Source organism: Bradyrhizobium sp. SZCCT0148, from assembly GCF_018129985.1.
Lineage (GTDB): Bacteria > Pseudomonadota > Alphaproteobacteria > Rhizobiales > Xanthobacteraceae > Bradyrhizobium > Bradyrhizobium japonicum_H.
In genome coordinates this window covers 56,555-74,031 of record NZ_JAFCKT010000005.1, presented here as the reverse complement: position 1 = coordinate 74,031, position 17,477 = coordinate 56,555, and the positions used below count along the sequence as shown (strand labels likewise).

19 protein-coding genes are annotated in these 17,477 nt (G+C 64.5%); all 19 read right to left on the bottom strand.

What is annotated here, in order from left to right:
- Positions 1–21 precede the first annotated feature (21 nt).
- Entirely contained in the window at positions 22–288 is a 267-nt protein-coding gene (gene fliQ, locus JQ580_RS17345) for a flagellar biosynthesis protein FliQ (RefSeq protein WP_008130649.1), read from the bottom strand.
- The gene (gene flgD, locus JQ580_RS17340) at positions 285–695 is read right to left on the bottom strand and encodes a flagellar hook assembly protein FlgD (protein WP_094893655.1); all 411 of its coding nucleotides are present in this window, start codon (positions 693–695) and stop codon (positions 285–287) included. Before flgD ends, fliQ begins: the two co-directional genes overlap by 4 nt.
- A gap of 14 nt (positions 696–709) precedes the next feature.
- Positions 710–1,120: a flagellar biosynthesis repressor FlbT gene (gene flbT, locus JQ580_RS17335; RefSeq protein ID WP_106948473.1), complete on the bottom strand. Its 411-nt coding sequence runs from the start codon at positions 1,118–1,120 to the stop codon at positions 710–712.
- Positions 1,120–1,464: a flagellar biosynthesis regulator FlaF gene (gene flaF / locus JQ580_RS17330; RefSeq protein ID WP_212281274.1), complete on the bottom strand. Its 345-nt coding sequence runs from the start codon at positions 1,462–1,464 to the stop codon at positions 1,120–1,122. Before flaF ends, flbT begins: the two co-directional genes overlap by 1 nt.
- A gap of 53 nt (positions 1,465–1,517) precedes the next feature.
- The gene (locus JQ580_RS17325; protein ID WP_212281273.1) at positions 1,518–2,564 is read right to left on the bottom strand and encodes a flagellar hook-associated family protein; all 1,047 of its coding nucleotides are present in this window, start codon (positions 2,562–2,564) and stop codon (positions 1,518–1,520) included.
- Positions 2,565–2,567: 3 nt separating this feature from the next.
- Positions 2,568–4,046, bottom strand: a complete 1,479-nt coding sequence (gene flgK / locus JQ580_RS17320) for a flagellar hook-associated protein FlgK (protein WP_212281272.1) — start codon at positions 4,044–4,046, stop codon at positions 2,568–2,570.
- 34 nt (positions 4,047–4,080) lie between these two features.
- A complete protein-coding gene (locus tag JQ580_RS17315; RefSeq protein ID WP_212281271.1) occupies positions 4,081–5,313 on the bottom strand; it encodes a flagellar hook protein FlgE in 1,233 nt (410 codons plus the stop codon).
- A 90-nt stretch (positions 5,314–5,403) separates the two neighbouring features.
- Positions 5,404–5,985, bottom strand: a complete 582-nt coding sequence (locus tag JQ580_RS17310) for a transglycosylase SLT domain-containing protein (protein ID WP_212281270.1) — start codon at positions 5,983–5,985, stop codon at positions 5,404–5,406.
- The gene (gene fliK, locus JQ580_RS17305) at positions 5,936–7,258 is read right to left on the bottom strand and encodes a flagellar hook-length control protein FliK (RefSeq protein ID WP_212281269.1); all 1,323 of its coding nucleotides are present in this window, start codon (positions 7,256–7,258) and stop codon (positions 5,936–5,938) included. The genes JQ580_RS17310 and fliK overlap by 50 nt, the downstream gene beginning before the upstream one ends.
- On the bottom strand, positions 7,255–8,433 hold the full coding sequence (locus tag JQ580_RS17300) for a chemotaxis protein (protein ID WP_212281268.1): 1,179 nt from the start codon (positions 8,431–8,433) through the stop codon (positions 7,255–7,257). Before JQ580_RS17300 ends, fliK begins: the two co-directional genes overlap by 4 nt.
- Positions 8,430–9,752, bottom strand: coding sequence for a MotB family protein (locus tag JQ580_RS17295; RefSeq protein WP_212281267.1), 1,323 nt, complete (start codon positions 9,750–9,752; stop codon positions 8,430–8,432). Before JQ580_RS17295 ends, JQ580_RS17300 begins: the two co-directional genes overlap by 4 nt.
- Positions 9,753–9,758: 6 nt before the next feature.
- Entirely contained in the window at positions 9,759–10,451 is a 693-nt protein-coding gene (locus JQ580_RS17290) for a hypothetical protein (RefSeq protein WP_212281266.1), read from the bottom strand.
- Positions 10,448–12,073, bottom strand: coding sequence for a flagellar basal-body MS-ring/collar protein FliF (fliF, locus tag JQ580_RS17285; RefSeq protein WP_212281265.1), 1,626 nt, complete (start codon positions 12,071–12,073; stop codon positions 10,448–10,450). Before fliF ends, JQ580_RS17290 begins: the two co-directional genes overlap by 4 nt.
- Positions 12,074–12,409: 336 nt before the next feature.
- Positions 12,410–13,321, bottom strand: a complete 912-nt coding sequence (locus JQ580_RS17280) for a flagellin N-terminal helical domain-containing protein (protein ID WP_212281264.1) — start codon at positions 13,319–13,321, stop codon at positions 12,410–12,412.
- Positions 13,322–13,585: 264 nt separating this feature from the next.
- Complete coding sequence (locus JQ580_RS17275; RefSeq protein ID WP_212281263.1) at positions 13,586–14,491, bottom strand: flagellin N-terminal helical domain-containing protein; 906 nt, start codon at positions 14,489–14,491, stop codon at positions 13,586–13,588.
- Between the two features lie 264 nt (positions 14,492–14,755).
- Positions 14,756–15,496, bottom strand: coding sequence for a flagellar type III secretion system pore protein FliP (fliP, locus tag JQ580_RS17270; protein ID WP_212281262.1), 741 nt, complete (start codon positions 15,494–15,496; stop codon positions 14,756–14,758).
- Complete coding sequence (locus JQ580_RS17265; protein ID WP_212281261.1) at positions 15,493–15,936, bottom strand: flagellar basal body-associated FliL family protein; 444 nt, start codon at positions 15,934–15,936, stop codon at positions 15,493–15,495. Before JQ580_RS17265 ends, fliP begins: the two co-directional genes overlap by 4 nt.
- A gap of 42 nt (positions 15,937–15,978) precedes the next feature.
- A complete protein-coding gene (flgH, locus tag JQ580_RS17260; protein ID WP_212281260.1) occupies positions 15,979–16,686 on the bottom strand; it encodes a flagellar basal body L-ring protein FlgH in 708 nt (235 codons plus the stop codon).
- On the bottom strand, positions 16,687–17,466 hold the full coding sequence (locus JQ580_RS17255; protein ID WP_212281259.1) for a MotE family protein: 780 nt from the start codon (positions 17,464–17,466) through the stop codon (positions 16,687–16,689).
- Positions 17,467–17,477 lie beyond the last annotated feature (11 nt).

The window sequence follows — 17,477 nt, the reverse complement described above, 5'->3', positions numbered from 1 at the left end:
TGGTGCCGGGTCCCGCGCCGATCAGAAGCCGCGCTCGATATGCGAATAGACCATCTCGGTGAACGTGGAGAGGTGCGCGCCGATGAAGGAACCGGAGATGGCGACCACCACCAGAATGACGATGATCTTCGGCACGAAGGTCAGCGTCACCTCCTGGATCTGGGTCAAGGCCTGGATCAGCGCGATGATGGTGCCGACCAGCATCGCGGCACCGACCGCGGGCCCGGATGCGACGATGATGGTCCAGATCGCCGCCTGGACGATATCGAGAGCGTCCCGTTCGTTCATGACTGGCTGATCGTGAGTCCCGGCCCGACCGCGACCTTGGTGCCGTTCTCGAGGGTCGCGATGGAGCCGTCGGCATTGATGGAGACCGAAACGACCTTGCCGCTGAAGCTCGCGCCGGTGGCGTCGGTGAAGCTGACAGTCTTGCCGATCAGGCCGTTGGCCTGCGACAGCGACTGTGAGGAAAGCAGCGCATCCAGTTTCGAATTGGTCTGCATGGCCTGTTCGACCGTCGAGAGCTGCGCGAACTGGCTCATATATTGGGAGGTATCCATCGGATTGGTGGGATCCTGGTTCTTCATCTCGGCGACGAGAAGCTGAAGAAACGTATTGTAGTCGACGCTGTTGCTCGCGGTCGGATTGGGGGAGCCGGTCGAACTGGATTTGTCGGTCGCGCTGGTGACGTTCATGTGCCTCTCCGCTGTCAGGCAGCCTGGAATGGGGACTCGGTGATGGTGCCGGCCAGGATGGCCTGCTCGACCGGAAACAGGGCCCTGATCCGCTTGAGCGCCTCGAAGTAGCGGGTCGCCCCGACCAGTTCGTCGACCGCCCCCAGCCCGTCCAGCATCTCGCGGCTCTCGCACACCGCGCACAGGGCCGCGTGATGCTGTCCATAGAGCGCCGCGGCGTCGCGGATATCCGTCGGGTTCATCAGCATGAGCTGGACGATGAAGTAGAGCTGCCGCAGCGCTGTGGTGGCGTCGGAGGCCTGCATGACCTGCCCTTCGAGCAGGAACATCACGTCGTTGACGAGCTCCACGGAGACCTTGCGGTCCACGCGCAGCACCGCGCCGTTGATGTAGATCCGTTCGCCCGCCCGCAAGGAGATCTTCATCACAGAGCGTCTCGGATCAGGCGGTTGATTTCGATCAGCTGCATCACGTCGTTCGACCTCTCCTCGCGAAGGCGATCGGCTTCCTTGACGACCCACAGGCCGATCGAGATGATGTCGGCGCGCAGCTTGTCCGGGAGCCCGTTTTCCGGGTGCGAGAGATCCTCGATGAAGATCGTCCACAGTCGCCGCACATAGAGCAGGCTCTCGACCAGGTCCTCGAGGCGGAACACGCCTCTCTGAAGCCGCTCGAGCCGGTCGATGCCGAGGCTGAGCGCCTGCCGCTCGCGGCCCCGCGCCTCGTGACCGCTCTCGTCCACGACCGATTCATAGGCTTCAAACGTCATCAGCATCACTCTGCGCAGGAGACCGGATAACAGGACGAGGCTGCGAGCCTCGGCTAGAGATAGTTGATGAGGCTGATCTGCTGCAGCTGCGAGGTCAGCGCCAGCGCCGTCTTGATCTGGGTCTGCAGGGTGTTGACGCGGACCGAGGCCTCGGTCGGGTCGACCGCCTCCAGCTTGACGATCTGGTTGTTGAGGATGTCCTTCTGGATCTTCAGCTTCTCGGTCGCGCCGGTGACCCGCTGCTGGACCGAGCCGACGGTACCGCCGAGCACAGCGAGATCATTGATTGCGCCGCTGACCAGACCGATCGCCTTGTCGACGACGACCTGAAACGTGTCCTTGCTCAGACTCGTGTTGCCGAGATCGGTGAGCATAGCGTAGGCCTCGGCCAGCTTGCGAAAGCCGGGCTGGTTGGCACTGACCGAGCTGTCGACGACTTCGGTCGTGGAGATGCGGCTCGACAGCGCCTGGTCCGTGGCCGACGACCAATTGGCGTTCCAGGTCGGGCTCGCGAACTCGGCATCAAAGACGTTGTCGAGGAAGTTCTGCATCTGCGCCGGCGTGATCGTGCCAACGCCCGCCGCAGCCTGCGAGAAGCCGAACGTCGCCAGGAAGTCCGCGTCGACCTGGTTCTTGCTGGCCGAGCCGGCCGTGTAGTTCGTGATCGGCACGGTCTGCGTATTGATTCCGCCGAACAGATATGACCCGTTGTAGGAAACATTGAGCGCGCCGATGACGTCCTGAAGGTTCGCGGACGCGCTCGGCAGGATGATCTTCGCGCCGCTGTCGGCGTCGCGCGCCGCGATTAGGTTCTTGAGGAATTCCGACGCGGTCGTGCCGAGCTGCGTGATCCGGTTCTGCGTGACGTCGAGGCGTCCCGAGACCAGCTCGTTGGTGTCGACCAGCTGGTCCGCGAAATTGAAATCGGCCCGCAGCGCCACGTCGCGGCCCGTCCCGGTGCCGAGCTCGAGGCCGACATCGGCGAAACGGCCGGTGGTCGCCTCCTTCGAGGCCTTGGTCAGCGCGCTCTGGTTGTTCGTGATCGACGACCTCAACGACGAAGACAGCATCAGGGTCGAGATATAGTTCGCGCTCATCATGACTTAGTTCCCCACGGCGGCCAATAGGCTCTGCAGCATCTCATCGACAGTGGAAATGATCTTCGACGACGCCGAATAGGTGCGCTCGACCTGGAGCATCAATGCCATCTCGTCGTCCATGTTGACGCCGCTGACGTTGGACAGCGCCGCCATGCTGCGGTCGAGCAGCGTATTTTGGTACTGAACGTTGTCGTCCGCCGTCTTGCGTTGGCTTTCGATCCAGCTCGCCGAGGAGGACGCGAACTCGATCACGCTGCCGCTCGGCTTGCCCTGAGCCGCGGCGTCGAACGCCTGCGGGGCGCCCATGTTGTTGATAAGCTGCTGAAGCCGCGTCGAGAAGCCGGCATTGCCGGTCGTGTTGTAGTTGAAGGCCGGAAGGCCGCTGATGGCGCCGTCACGCAGCAGGTTCGGGTTTCCGCCCAGGGCCGGATCGACCGAGGCGGCGACCGCGATCTGACCCGCGAGGCCCACCGAGATCGTGGCGCTCGCGGGCATCACGGGCGCGCCGGGATAGGTGAACAGGCCGGGCCGGTCCGCCAGCGTCGGGACGGCCGACTGGTCACTTTCCTTGAAGGCGTCGATCAGGCCGCGCGCGATTTCGTCGAGCTGGCTCTGATACGTGACCGTGTCCTTGTCGCGCAGCTGGGCGAGGCCGGCGAGCTTGCCGGACTTGAGCGGCATGACGGAATTGGCGCCGGTCACGGGTACGCCGTCGATAAAGACGGCATTGCCCGTGGTGCCGGCGGTGTAGGCGTTGGTCGGCGTAAAGCTCACGGTCCGCGCAATCTTGTCGAACAGCACGACGCCGCTGTCGGTGTAGAGCGCGGCGTCTCCATTGGCACGGATCGACATCGAGACCCCGGTCTCCTGCGACAGCCTGGAGACGATGCTGTCGCGCTGGTCGAGATAGTCGGTGACGTCGTCTCCAGAGATCGTGCCCTTCACGATTGCCGTATTGACGGTCTGGAACTGGGACAGCAGCTGGTTGATGTTGGCGACCGAATTCGCCATGTCGGCGTCGGCGCCCTCACGCACCGACTGCACCGTCTTGGTGGCCTGGTTGAGCGCGGTCACCATGTCCTTGGCGGACGTCACGGCGGCCTGCGCCAGGGTCGCATTGTCGGTGGAGTTGGCGTATTGCTGCAGCGCCTGCTTCAGCTTGTTGAGCTGAGCGGTCGGCGACTGCTCGAGCTCGGGATCATCCACGGTCGCGGCCGCGATCTTCTGCAGGCCGTCATAGATCACGCTCTGCTTGGCCGACGACGAGGTCGCGGTCAGCACGTTCGAATAGAGGCCCGAGCTGGCCGCGTGCTGGATCGCCGCGACATAGACGCCGGTGCCGGGGAGGTTGTCCAGCACGGCGATCTTGCGCGAATAGCCGGTGGCGCTGGCGCCGGCGATGTTGCGCGAGATCGTCGACGACTGGATGCCCGACGCCATGAGCGAGGCGCGAGCAGAGTCGAGAGCGGCGGTAAGGGACATGATCTGCTCTTGCCGGGGGTGAGTGCTGACAGACTCAGCGCTTCAGGTTGACGACGACGTCGAGCAGGTCGGCGCCCGTCTGGAACGATTTCGAGTTGGCGGTGAATCCGCGCTGGGCCTCGATCATCCCGGTGAGCTCGTCCGCGAGATCGACGTTGGAGTCCTCCAGCGCGCCGGACTGGACCGTGCCGAGCCCGCCGGTGCCGGCATTGCCGGCCTGCGCATTGCCGGAGTTCATGTTGGTCGAATAGACGTTGCCAGGCTCGGGCGTCAGGTTGTCGGGGCTCGCGACGTCGGCCAGCATGATGGTGTAGAGCGTCGTCTGCTGCCCGTTCTTGAGCACCGCTGTAACGTATCCGTTCTCGTCGACATTGATCTTGTCGATCGCCGAGGGAACGCTGCCGTTGACGGTCGCCTTGAAGCTGAAGTCGGTACCCACCTGCGTCATATTCGACAGGTCCATGGTCAGCGCGGCGCCGCCCGGCACGGTCACGGTGAGACCTGTCGGGCTCGCGGCCGCCAGCGCGCCCTTTCCGGCCGCGGTCGTGTCGAAGGTGAACGTGGTGGCGGCGCCGAGCGAGGTGCCGGTCGCGGAATCGTAGAGCTGAACCTGCCAGGTGTCGGAACCGGCAGCCGTAGCGGTGTGAGACATATAAACGTCGAGCGTAACAGCCTGACCGATATTGTTGTAGGCGACGATCGAGCTCTTCGATGAATATGACGCCGGACCGGGCGGACCGGCAATGACGGCCGCCTTCGGATCGAGATTGCCGGTCGTGAGCGTCCCCGCGGTCGACGGCACCGGCACCTGCGAGACCTGGGCGATATTGACGATCTGCATGCCGGACAGGCTGTTCTGCGAGAAATTAGTCACTTTGCCGGGCTGGCCCAGAAGGTAGTAGCCGGCCGCGTTGACGAGGTTGCCCTGACTGTCCGGCACGAACGAGCCGGCGCGCGTCAGGAACTGCTGCGTGTTGTTGGCGTTCGAGACCACGAAGAAACCGTTGCCCTGCACGGCCAGGTCCGTGGACGACGTCGTGAACTGCGTATGCCCGGCGTCGCTGATGGCGTAACGGACGGTCGTCTCGACGGCGCCGGAATCGTAATTGCCGGAGCCGCTCTTCAGGATCAGCGATGAGAATTCGGTCGAAGCCCGCTTGTAACCGGTGGTGTTGACGTTGGCGATGTTGTCCGAAACCGTCGACAGCTTGTTGGACTGTGCGCTCATGCCGGAAACGCCGGTGCGCATAACACCATACAGGCTCATGAAGTGGGCTCCTTTGGTAGGTTGCAGTTACAATGGGGGGTCTTGCTTGCGCGGGGCTGATGGTTCGAGACCATGCACAACTTCACGTCGTCACGTCGTTTTCGGCTGACAGAACGAGCGCGCCTTGTCGGTCCAGGCGCCGAAGCCGCTCGACACGAGGTGGGCCACGATGTGACAGACATAGCGCTTCTGCGCCGGCTGGTTGTTCGGGCCCGCATTGTAGCGGGCCACCGCCATGGTCCAGCTGCCCTCGCGCTGCTTCAGTTCTTTCAGGAAGCGCGCGGCATATTCGACGTTCCTGGCGGGATCGAACATGTCGCGCACAGAGACGAATTTGTTGCCGTGATAGTAGTGGTTGATCTGCATGCAGCCGAGGTCGATTAGCTTGATGCCCTTGCCGCGAATGGCCTGAAAGTTTGCGATCGCATCGTCCATGTCCTTGGCGAACACGGTCTGGCCGTCGGCGCCGAGCGCGTAAGGATGCAGCGCGCCGCGACGCCCGGTCTCGGTGAGACCGACTGCGTAGAGAATGCCGAGCGGAATTCCGTGCTGCTGGGCCGCGCGCGCCATCTCGCGCTCGCACGGACGCGCGCCGTCGGCGGCCGCGGCCGCAGCGCCCGCGTTACAGATAAACAGGGCCGCGACGAAGTTGCGGCGCCACGTCCTGGTCATGACCCGTCTCCTGGCTGGGCTGGCGTTCCTGGCGGGCCTGCTTCGCGCCACCGTCGGATTGCCCCGACGACGTGCCTGCGCCGCCGAAACTACCTTGAGGCTGCGACGAGGGCTGTTGCTGGCCCGAGAGCTGCGGCTGCGACTGGCCGGAGCCGCTCTGGAATCCGTCCAGCGAGCCGTGTTGCACGGGGGCGACGTCGGCGACATAGCCCGCCGACTGCATGAGATCGCGGATCTGGTCGCGTTGCTGATCCAGCATCTGGCTGGTGTCCTTGCGCGCGGCCGCAAGGTGGACGGACACTTCGGCGCCGACGAGACGAAGGCGCACAGTGACGTTGCCGAGCGCGGGCGGCTCGAGATTGATGGTCAGGATCCTGAGCGGCTGATCGGGCGCATTGGTCTGGGATGCCGAGAGATCGGGCGCTGCGGACGCCGCCGGGCCTGTGGAGTCCTTCAGTTCGGCCACGACCGCATTGGCGACCTGTTGCGGAGCGTTGAACTGCGCCGGAGGCAGATGGGTCTCCTGCTGGACGACAGTGACCTTGGTCGTCTCGGGCAATGCGTCACGCGTCGACGCCTTGGCGGCGCGTTCGACGTTGACTGCGACGGCCTCGAAGCCCGATGTCGCAGGCATTGCTTTGGCGGAGGCATCGCTGCCTGGCTGTGCTGCCGCGGCTTGCAAGAACCCGCCTGGCGCACGCGCACCGGTTGGAACCACAGCGGATGGCTCGGAATCCACCGTCGTCGCCCTCGCCATGCCTGCGGCTGACAATTCGCGACTCGCGCCGGATGAGCGCTCCTCGCGCGTGTCTTTCTTGTCGCCCGAGAGCGATTGCATTGGCGGCTTTGCAGCCGATGCAGCCATAAGATCGTGTCCCATGATCGCGGCAACGTTCGGGCGGTTGGCGACGTCCGGCTTGGCGTCATGGCCGACCGGACCTTGCATCTCGGAAGATTTATCGATTGTCTGGTCGCCGGACCCAATCACATCAATCGCCTCGGTGCGATCATCCTTTTCGTCTTTCGACTTGTCCTTGCCCGACGGGTGGGCCAGACGCGTGCGCAGCGATCCGGCCTTCGCGGTCGTATCGCTGCCCTCATCGGTCAGGGCCTGCTTGGCGAGGCTCGATACCGTGTGGAGCAAATCGTTGAACGACGAGCCGCCCTGCGATTTGGCCCCGGCGCTCTTCGCCGACCGCGACGTCCCGCGAATGTTGAGGCTCTCGGCGAGACCCGAGAAAATTTGTCCGGAGGTTCCACTGAGCTTGGTCATGGACGGCGGTCCCTGGTCAGGAGTTCGAGTTCGCCGAGTTGCTTATGTGCGCGCGCAAGCGTCACCGTCGATGACGCGAGGTCGAGACGCGCCGGCGTTGCGGGAGGCCTGTCGGCAGCAGTGGCGGATCCGCCCGGAAGCGGCTTGCGAACATCGAGCGCGAGCTGCAGCGTGGCATTCAGAAGGAGGACGTCCCGCTCGGGGAGCTTCGACCGTTCGAGTGCCTTCAACTCGGCAAGACCTCCGTCATATTCGTCGGTGAGCGCCCGCGCGACGCCCCGGAAGAAATGCGCCCGCTCGCGCTCCGCGGAAGCGTCAGCGCTCAGCGCCAACGCCCGCTCGCCGGCAAGACGCGTCACGGTCAGCTGTCCGCGCAGCATCGCCGCGCGCGCAATGACGAGATAGAGCTTGAGGCGGCCTGCGCGCTCGATCTGCTCGAGCAGGGCAGCGATCCGCGCGAAGCGACGCTCGTCGAGCGCGAGACTCGATTGCGCCAGGCCCGTGGAGAAGCGCTGCCAGAAATCGCCGGCATAGATCGAGTTGCGGTAGTGGCGGATATAGGCCAGCGTCAGGAACTCGAACTTGTCGAAATCCTCCGCCTGCCCCACCAACAGGATCTCGCGCCGCAAGGCCGCCTCCTCCACCAGCGTGCCGGGCAGCAGCAGGCGGGCGTCGTCAAGGCGCTCGATCGCTAGCGAAGCTTCGGCGCGCGCGAACAACGCGCCCTGGACCAGCGCGACCTGTCCGCCGAGGCCCGAGGACAGCGACCGCGGCTTGACGTCCTTGAGCAGCTCCCGCGCCTCCTCCTGACGCCCCTCGACATAGGCAAGCGCGCCGTTGAATAGCCGCTCGTCGATGTTCATCTTGTCGCGCGGCAGCTTGCGGACGATTTGCGGCGCGCCGCCGCTGAGCAGGTAGATGACCGCAGCCTGGCTGTTTTGCGCACTGCTCCACACGCCCGGATCGGCGGCGAGAAATCTCTCTCCGATCTGCCGGATCAGCGTGATGTGGCTCCCATGCGCCGCGGTGTCACCGTTGGCGATGCCGTCCTGCACCGCTTGCAACCCGCGGACGAGTTCATAGGGCTCGCCCGACTGGCGCGCGGGTTCCGCAAGCGCGTTTGCTGCCGTGAACGGCAGGAGCAGTAATGCGGCGCGGAGGAGCAGCCTGATCAAGGGCGCTTCTCACGGATCAGGATCTCGATCCGGCGGTTCTGCGCGGCCGCCGGATCGTTCGGAAGCTTCGGCCGGCGGTCGGCATAGCCTTCGACATGCTCGATCCGCAATGCGTCGACGCCGGAGCGAACCAGCATGTAATAGGCCATCTGCGCACGTGCGGTCGACAGCCGCCAATTGTCGTAAGTCTCCGAACGATACGGCCGATTGTCGGTATGTCCGCGGACGATGATCATGCCCGGGCGCTTCGTCAACAGCGGCCCGATCTTGTCGATCACGCGGATCAGCTCGGGCCGCGGCTCGGCCGAGCCGACCGCGAACATGCCGAAGCTTGCATCGTCGGTCAGGCTGATCAGGAGGCCCTCCTCGACCTGACGCACCTCGGCCGCCGGCCCGGCGCCCGCCTTGATGTCGGAGAGCGCCTCCGCGACGGCGGCTTGAAGCTGCTTGACGGTCGGCTGGGCTTGCGCCGCATCGCGCGGCTCGGGCTCCTTCGTCGTATCGCTGGGACGCGCCTGCGCGGTGGCGTTCGCCTGAGCGGTCGCTTGAACGGTGGCCTGGGCGCTGCCCTCGCGCGGAGCTGGCGCCGGTGCGGCGCCCGGTGGCAGCAGCGGAGACAGGTTTGCCGACAGCGCATCCGCGTTCGGCGCCAGGCTTCCGCCGGCATCGTCGGCCTTGGCACGACGCTGCTGCGGCTCGCCCTGATTTGTGCCCGACGCGCCCTCGCGCGCGGAGGCATTCGGCCTGGGCTCGCTCTCGATCATACGATCGGCATCCTTTGACGTCTGCGGCGCCAGCTTCCAATAGCCGGGATCAAAGGGATCGCGGTAGGCGTCGCCGCCCTTGAATCCATCCTCCTCGGCGGAGGTCAGTGCGCCGGCGCGGCGTTGTCCGGAGGACTGGTTCGCACTGTTGGCAATCTCGGCGAGCGTCGCGTAGGGATCGCGGAACAGGACCTTCTCTTCATAGGAGGCCGGCTTCTCGGCCGTCGGCGAGTCACCGCGTCGTTCTTCGTTCGAGCCGGCCGGCTGACGCTTGCCGTCCTGACCTTCGAACGACGTCGGCTCCTTCTTGGAGAGATTCTTCAGTCCCTTCGGCGCGGGCGCATTTTCCGCGAGCTGGATCGGATTGAAATAGCTTGCGACGACCTGTTTCTGATCCTGATTGAGCGCGTTAAGCAGCCACATCACCAGGAAGAACGCCATCATCGCGGTCATGAAGTCCGCATAGGCGATCTTCCATACGCCGCCGTGATGCGCCTCTTCGGCGAAGGCGCTGCGGCGGCGGACGATGACGAGCTCGTGCTTGACATCTTCCATGGCGGCTTACCTGCGCGCTTCCTTCAGGCGTTCGCTCCATGCCGAGATCTGCGTCTCGATCACGGTCTGGTCGGCGACGACGCGGACCTCGACGGTCTCGGCCGCCTCATACTCGATGCCGGTGCGCCTGGACGCCTCGAGCTGAGTTCTCACGAGATCGAGCAGTTCGCTCGGACCGGTGACCTTGAAGGCCGGCACCGACGAGTTGCCGGTCAGCGCCCCAATCTGCTCGACCAGCGATCCGATCGCCTTGTCGCGGACCGCCTCGGTGAGGAACGGCAGCAGGATCCGCGCGACCGAGCTTGCGATGTTGGTCTCGATCTCGCGGCACGCCGCCTCGAAGCCGCTGACGATCGCGACCGCCTGCTGGTCGGACCATTTGGCGCGCTCCTCGCCGAGGCGGATCGCGCTGCGAACGCGCTCCTCGGCAAGCTTGGCATCGCCTTCCGCAACGCCGGCAGCCAAGCCGCGCCGGTAGGAGTCCTCCAGCAGACTGGCCGGCGGAGCTTCCGCCTTCGACGCCGGAGGCGGCGACTGGGGCTGAGGCTGAGGCTCAGGCTGAACCTGAAGCTGAGGCTCGCGCGCGATGTCCTTCGGCCTTGTCAGCACGTCCTGGATCCTGGACGCCGGAGCCGGCGGTGATTTGGCCCGGCCGTTGGCGTCGAACTGCGTCAGGAATTTTCCGATTGCCGCGTTCATGCCGCCTCCTCGCGTCGCATCCAGTCTTTAAGGATCGCGGCGGCCTGCGCCTGGTCGAGCCGGACGATCTGCTCCAGTCGCTTCTGCGGCGTTCGCTGCATCTTGCCTTCGAGGTCTTCGACGAGATTGAGTTCCGCCTCCTCGCTGTCCGCCGACGCGAGGGCGGCTGCGGCTTCGAATTCGGCGACCTCCGCAGCCTCGGCCTGTTCCTGCTGCGCGCGATGGGTCAGTATGCCGTTGACCGCGGGCCGCAATCCGAACCAGACCAGCATCGAGGCGACGGCCAGGATCGTCACCGCGTTGATGACGCTTCCGAGCTGCTTGTTGATCATCTCGACGAAGCTGATCGGGGGCACCGGCGCCAGTTCGCGCGAGCCCTCGATGAAGTCGACGGCCGTCACCTGGATCTGGTCGCCGCGCGTCTTGTCCAGTCCGCCCGCCGTCGCTGCCAGCTGGCTGATCTCGGCGAGCTTGCTGTCGACGATGGCCTGGTTGCTCTTGTCGCCGAGATCGGCGACCAGCCGCGCACGATTGACCAGGACGGCGATGAAGAGCTTCTTGACCGAATAGCCGTCGCTCACCGTCGTCGTGGTTTTGGACGAGACCTCGAAATTGGTGACGTCCTCGCGGCGGGTCTTGTCCTCGCTGGAGTTCTTGCCACCTCCGGCGTTCACCTGCTGATCGGGAAGGTTTTGCTGCACCGTGGTCGGCGTCGAACGGTCGGCGTTCTGCGACGACTCTTTCTCGCGCACGTTCCGCACCGAACGCTCGGCCCGGCTCTCGGGATCGTACACGGTCTCGTTGATCTGTTTCTTGTCGGTGGAGAGCTGCGACGCGACGCTGACCTCGAAATTGTCGAGACCGAGATACGGCGTCAGCGCCTTTCGGATGTTTTCCTGCACCATGCCACCGACGGTCTTCTGCAGGCTCGCCATCTTGGTCGGGGCGGCGCTCGCCTCGTCCTCTTCAGCAAGCAGCATCGAGCCGTCAGCATCCAGCACCGTCACCTTGTCGCGGTTCATGCCGGGAATGGCAGCGGCTACGAGATGGCGGATCGACTGCGCCGTGCGTGCCTCGATCGCGCCGTCGGTGCGCAGCACGACCGAGGCGGACGGCGGTTGCTGCGTCGCGCGGAACGAGCCGCGCACCGGCAGCACGATATGCACGCGCGCCGCCTTGACGCCCTTCATCAATTGAACCGTGCGCGCGATCTCGCCTTCCAGCGCTCGCAGCTTGGTCACTTCCTGCATGAACGAGGTCAGCCCGAGCGAGCCGATCTTGTCGAACAGCTCGTAGCCGGAATTGGCGCTGGTCGGCAGCCCCTTCTCGGCGAGCAGCATCCGCGCCTGCATGGTCTGGCTCGGGCGCACCGAGAGCGCATCGCCCGCCGTATTGACGTCGAAGGTGATGTTCTGCTCGCGCAGCGCCGCGCCCATGCGCGTCACATCCTCGCGGGTGAGGCCGGTATAAAGCGTCTCGAATTCAGGCCGGCTCAGATAATATGCGCCACCGACGACGGTCACGAGAACGGCAAAGCCGATCAGGCCCAGGGCCATCAGGCGTCGCGGCCCAAGCTCCAGCAGATTGTTGAGCAGTTGCTGTATCTGCGCACGACTGAGCATATGACCTCGTACCGATGCGAACTTATGGGACACTCCGCTGCCAACCTTGTCTGAGGGTTGCGCGAGGACGCGAATGTGTCAGTTCGCTGGCGAGGCGTTGCAATTTTACAAGAAGGCTGGTCTTGCAAGAGGCCCATCTCAAGGGAAGCTTCGACGACGCGATCGGGTCGACGGCAACGCACGTTGGCGTGCTTGGCCGTACCATCGGCCGCGACCCGTCGTAAGAAAATTCAACATCGCGGAGATCGATCGCGGGCACGTCATGCCGTCACGTGCGCCGGTCGCGGCGGGGACCGTGCTCCCTCGCGGGAGCACGGCCGCTTTCGAAAGCGCCGCTTAACCGCGGAACAGCGACAGGATGCTCTGGCTGTTCTGGTTGGCGATCGAAAGCGCCTGAACGCCGAGTTGCTGCTGGGTCTGCAGCGCTTGGAGCCGGGTCGATTCTGCGTTCATGTCGGCGTCGACGAGCTGGCCGATACCGCGATCCACCGAGTCCATCAGCGACTTCACGAACTCCGTGTTGTTCGAGATGCGGTTCTTGATGGCGCCGAGGTTGGCAGCGGACTGGCTGACCGTGTTGATCGCGGCGGTGACCTTCGCGATGTAACCATCGAGAATGGTCTGGTCGGCGGTCGAGTCGGTCAGCGCACCGATGTTGAGGCTGTCGACCGAGGCGCTGCCGCTCACCGTGTCGAGGATGCCGCCCGTGGTCGCGGTGTAGAGCGAGTAGTTGGCGACAGTCACGGTGATGGTGCTGATCGTCGGCGTGCCGCCGACGCGCGAGAACGACGATACCAGGTTGACGGTCGCCGGCGTGGAGGCGTTGGTGCTCAGCCAGTTGACGCCGTTGAAGGTCGCCGCACTGGCGACGTTCTTCATGTCCTGCTGGATCTGGGTGATTTCAGCCTGGATCTTGGTGCGGTCGATACCGGCGGTCTTGGCTTCGACCAGCAGCGCCTGGAGCTTGGTCAGGCCGGAGTTCTGGTCGCCGATGACCTTGTTCAGGGCGGTGTATTCGGTGTCGACGGTCGCGGCCGACAGGCCGAGCGAGTCGGAGACGGCGGAGAGCGCGGCGTTGTCGGCGCGCATCGAGGTGGCGATCGACCAGTAGGCCGAGTTGTCCGAAGCGGTCGAGACGCGCTGGCCGGTGGAGATCCGGTTTTCGGTCGTCTGCAGGCTGGCGCTGACGTTCCGGAGCGTCTGGAGCGCAGTCATTGCAGCGGAGTTGGTAAGCAGGCTGGAAGCCATCTTTGATGTCCCTTTGAAAGCAGATTTGATGGGGACATACCGGACTTGCACCGGTACGACAGAGCGGCGTCATGCCTTTGGGCTGCGGAAATGCGCGTGGGCCCAACCTGTCGTAGCGGCGATGATAGTCAGCGAAGCTTGTGCGAGGCTTGTGGCGCTGTGATCCCGTTGCAACAGCGCGGCCGAAACCACGGTGCGCGCGTCAGGCGAACGAAGGGGCCGCGCTTCGCGAGAAGCACGGCCCTCCCGAGATCGTCTAAGGGCTTAGCGGAACAGCGACAGGATGCTCTGGCTGTTGTTGTTGGCGATCGAGAGCGCCTGGACGCCAAGCTGCTGCTGGACCTGGAGGGCCGCCAGGCGGGTGGATTCCTGGTTCATGTCGGCGTCGACGAGCTGGCCGATACCGCGATCCACGGAGTCCATCAGCGACTTCACGAACTCCGAGTTGTTCGAGATACGGTTCTTGATGGCGCCGAGGTTGGCGGCACCCGACGACACCGTACCGATCGCGGCGGTGACCTTCGCGATGTAACCATCGAGAATGGTCTGGTCGGCGGTCGAGTCGGTCAATGCACCGATGTTGAGGCTGTCGACCGAGGCGCTGCCGCTCACCGTGTCGAGGATACCGCCCGTGCTCGAGGTGTAGAGCGAGTAGTTCGCGACTGTCACGGTGATCGAGCTGGTGGTGGGCGTGGAGCCGACGCGCGAGAACGACGATACCAGGTTGACGGTCGCCGGCGTGGAGGCGTTGGTGCTCAGCCAGTTGACGCCGTTGAAGGTCGCCGCGTTGGCGACGTTCTTCATGTCCTGCTGGATCTGGGTGATTTCCGACTGGATCTTGGTGCGATCGATACCGGCCGTCTTGGCTTCGACCAGCAGCGACTGCAGCTTGGTCAGGCCGGAGTTGCTGTCGCCGAGGACTTTGTTCAGAGCGGTGTATTCGGTGTCGACGGTCGCCGCCGACAGACCGAGCGAGTCGGAGACGGCGGAGAGCGCGGCGTTGTCGGCGCGCATCGAGGTGGCGATCGACCAGTAGGCAGCGTTATCCGCGGCGGTGGCCACGCGCTGACCGGTCGAGATTCGGCTCTGCGTGGTGGAGAGTTGCGAGCTGACAGACCGCAAGGTCTGGAGCGCGGTCATGGCGGACGAGTTCGTGAGCAGGCTTGACATTGCGAATGTCCCTTTATGTACGCGTTACATTTTCATCAGGGGACATACCGGACTTGCACCGGTACGGAGGGGCGGCATCATGCCTTTGGACTGATAGGGGTGGGGTCCAACCCGCCGTGACGCATTGCTAACACGCCGAATCTTGCCTCCGGATTAAGATCGACTTGAATTCTTCAGCAATATCAGATGGTTAATATTACCCAACGCTAACCATAGCGCGGTACTTTCCGCTAACCATGACCGACGCCGGGCGGTCCCGGCCGCTCACGAGAACGAGCGCACCAGTCCGGAGGCGAGCAGATTCCAGCCATCGATCAGAACGAAGAACAGCATCTTGAACGGCAGCGCCAGGATCGTCGGCGGCATCATCATCATGCCCATCGACATCGTCAGCGTCGCCACGATCATGTCGATCACCAGGAACGGCAGGATGATGAGAAATCCGATCTCGAACGAACGCCTCAGCTCGGAGATCATGAAGGCCGGGATGATGACGCGTAAATCGACGCGCTTGTCGTCGAACTTCTTGCGAAAGCTCTCCGCGGCGAGCGCTTCGAAGGTCTGCAGATCCTTGTCGCGGACATGGGCCAGCATGAACTCGCGAAACGGATCGGTGATCTTCAGATAGGCCTGCTCTTCCGAGATCTCGTTCTTCATCAGCGGCTGGACGCCGGTTTCCCAGGCGCGATCGAAGGTCGGCGCCATCACGTAGAAGGTCATGAACAGGGCGAGGCTGATCAGCACCAGATTGGCCGGCGTGGTCTGCAGGCCGAGACCGGCGCGCAGAAACGACAGCGCCACCGCGAATCGCGTGAAGCTGGTGACCATGATGAGCAGCCCCGGCGCCACCGACAGCACCGTGATCAGCGCCATCAGCTGGATGATTCGGCCGCTGGTCGAGCCGTTTCCGGGCGGCAGCAGCGAGTTGAGGTCCGGAATCTGGGCGAGCGCCATTTCGGGCAGCACGACCAGAACCAACGCGAGCAGCAGGGCTTTTACTCTCACTGAATCACCAGGGTCTCAATGATCAATTCGCGCACCTTGCCCGACGAGCGGATGTTGGCGCGCTCGGTCAGGTCGTCGCGCAGATGCTGGAGCCCCCGCGATCCCTCGAATTGCGTCACCGTCGCCGACCGCAGATAGGTGACGATGTCCTCGCTGATGTGGGCGGCCAGGATGCCGGCGTCCTCGTCGCTCATGCTCTCGGTCACCATGGAGGCTTCTACGCGGGCCCAGTTGTTGGCCGGCGCGGCCAGATTGGTCACGATCGGAGACAGCTTCCTGAGCCGCGCGCTGCCGGCGTAGCTCGAGGCAAGCGGCGGCGGCGTGGCGGTTTTCTTCGCATCGGCGACGCGCTCGGCCGCCGCGAACAGATGCAGGCCCGCCAGCGCGCCCGCACCGATCGCCACAAGGGTCAGCACCACGATGGCCGCAATCAGGCGCATCACGTCCCCCGCCGTTCCGGCGCGGCCAAACCGGCGCGGACTTCAGAATGGTGCCACGGCGTCATAGATCCGATGTCCCCATCCAGGCTGTTGCACGTCGGACAGATTTCCGCGACCGCCATAGGAAACCCGCGCCTCGGCGATCTTCTCGTAGGAGATCGTGTTGGTGCGCGAAATATCGCGCGGACGCACGATGCCGCCGACATTGAGCACGCGCATCTCCGTATTGACGCGAAACTCCTGCGAGCCGCTGATCATGATATTGCCGTTCGGCAACACGTCGGTGACGATGGCCGCGATCGACAGCTTGATGTCCTCGGTGCGATCGATCTGTCCGTTGCCCTTGATCTGTGTGTTGGTGCTGAGGTTTGCATTCGCCGATCCCTTGTCGTTCCATCCAGCGACGTCCATCAGCCAGTCGAGCCCGAACTTGACCTGCGAATCGCGCGAGCGGCCGGTCTTGTTGTCGAGCTTCGCCTTGTCCTGCATCGAGATGATCACCGTAACGACGTCGCCAGTGCGCCTTGCGCGGGGATCGCGATAGAGATCGGTGCCGTCGTCCCAGGTGGAGCGATAGCTGACAGGCGTGCGCATGCGCGGCGTCACCGGGATCGGATCGGCCTGAGTCCTGAGGCCGCTGCCGACCGGCGACATTTGCGGACCGGTCAGGACCTCGGACGGATCATGGAAGCATCCGGCCATGAGCACGGATACCAGCACGAGCGAGAGGATGAGGATCGGCTTCTTCATCTATTTGGTCTTTCCGTCATCCACGCGACGCATTCCGCCAAGCAAGTCTGCGAGGTGCGCCGCGCGTGCCGTATCCATCTCGTTGAAGATCGCGCTCGAGCTCCTCGGACTGAGCTTGGCGAGCACGGCGGCCGCGGTCTCGTCGGCCATGCCGGCAATCTGGGTCGCCGCAGCTTCGGGCTTCATGCGCGAATAGATCTCGACGACGCTGGCTTCGGCCTTCTTCAGGAAGTCGTCGCGCAGCGCCATCCACTGTTGGTATTCGGCGCGCTTGGCCTCGACCTCGGCGATCCGCTCGCGGAGCAGGCTTTCGGCCTTCTCCAGCTCCTTGAGCTGCCAGGCCAGCCTCGCATCGACGGCGGGATCGGCGACGCTGTTGCAGAACAAGGCGACTTCGTTGTCTGTGGCGACCGCGGCCTGCGGCGGCGCAGGTTTCGGCGACGCCGTCACGCTGCCCGGCTTGGCCGGACGCGCCGGTGGAGATGCAGGCGGTGCTGCAGGTGCGGCCGATGGCGCCCCGGAAGCGGGGACCGCGCCGGTGGTCGCAGGTCCCTGGTCTTCCGCCGCCCAAGCCGTGGCCCGGATCGACGCGCTGTCAGTTGGTATCGCCGTGACCGGCTGCGGCTTCTGCGGGCCGGAGGCGCGGGCGCGCGCGAAGGAGAGCAGGTTGAGCGGTTTCGACGGCCTGGCCTCGTCCAGCGCCAGCACGGGCGACGCGCCCGCGAGCACGGAGGCCGCGAGCAGCAGGAGGAGTTTGGCTTTGTGATCCAGCTTCAGCATCGGGCCGCGCG

Coding starts and splice junctions, on each gene's coding strand:
- flgH (WP_212281260.1), bottom strand. CDS start 16,686: ATGAAGAAGCCGATCCTCATCCTCTCGCTCGTGCTGGTATCCGTGCTC.
- JQ580_RS17255 (WP_212281259.1), bottom strand. CDS start 17,466: ATGCTGAAGCTGGATCACAAAGCCAAACTCCTCCTGCTGCTCGCGGCC.
- flgD (WP_094893655.1), bottom strand. CDS start 695: ATGAACGTCACCAGCGCGACCGACAAATCCAGTTCGACCGGCTCCCCC.
- JQ580_RS17310 (WP_212281270.1), bottom strand. CDS start 5,985: ATGACCAGGACGTGGCGCCGCAACTTCGTCGCGGCCCTGTTTATCTGT.
- fliK (WP_212281269.1), bottom strand. CDS start 7,258: ATGACCAAGCTCAGTGGAACCTCCGGACAAATTTTCTCGGGTCTCGCC.
- fliQ (WP_008130649.1), bottom strand. CDS start 288: ATGAACGAACGGGACGCTCTCGATATCGTCCAGGCGGCGATCTGGACC.
- flaF (WP_212281274.1), bottom strand. CDS start 1,464: ATGACGTTTGAAGCCTATGAATCGGTCGTGGACGAGAGCGGTCACGAG.
- JQ580_RS17265 (WP_212281261.1), bottom strand. CDS start 15,936: ATGCGCCTGATTGCGGCCATCGTGGTGCTGACCCTTGTGGCGATCGGT.
- flbT (WP_106948473.1), bottom strand. CDS start 1,120: ATGAAGATCTCCTTGCGGGCGGGCGAACGGATCTACATCAACGGCGCG.
- JQ580_RS17280 (WP_212281264.1), bottom strand. CDS start 13,321: ATGGCTTCCAGCCTGCTTACCAACTCCGCTGCAATGACTGCGCTCCAG.
- fliF (WP_212281265.1), bottom strand. CDS start 12,073: ATGCTCAGTCGTGCGCAGATACAGCAACTGCTCAACAATCTGCTGGAG.
- JQ580_RS17325 (WP_212281273.1), bottom strand. CDS start 2,564: ATGATGAGCGCGAACTATATCTCGACCCTGATGCTGTCTTCGTCGTTG.
- JQ580_RS17290 (WP_212281266.1), bottom strand. CDS start 10,451: ATGAACGCGGCAATCGGAAAATTCCTGACGCAGTTCGACGCCAACGGC.
- JQ580_RS17295 (WP_212281267.1), bottom strand. CDS start 9,752: ATGGAAGATGTCAAGCACGAGCTCGTCATCGTCCGCCGCCGCAGCGCC.
- flgK (WP_212281272.1), bottom strand. CDS start 4,046: ATGTCCCTTACCGCCGCTCTCGACTCTGCTCGCGCCTCGCTCATGGCG.
- JQ580_RS17275 (WP_212281263.1), bottom strand. CDS start 14,491: ATGTCAAGCCTGCTCACGAACTCGTCCGCCATGACCGCGCTCCAGACC.
- JQ580_RS17315 (WP_212281271.1), bottom strand. CDS start 5,313: ATGAGCCTGTATGGTGTTATGCGCACCGGCGTTTCCGGCATGAGCGCA.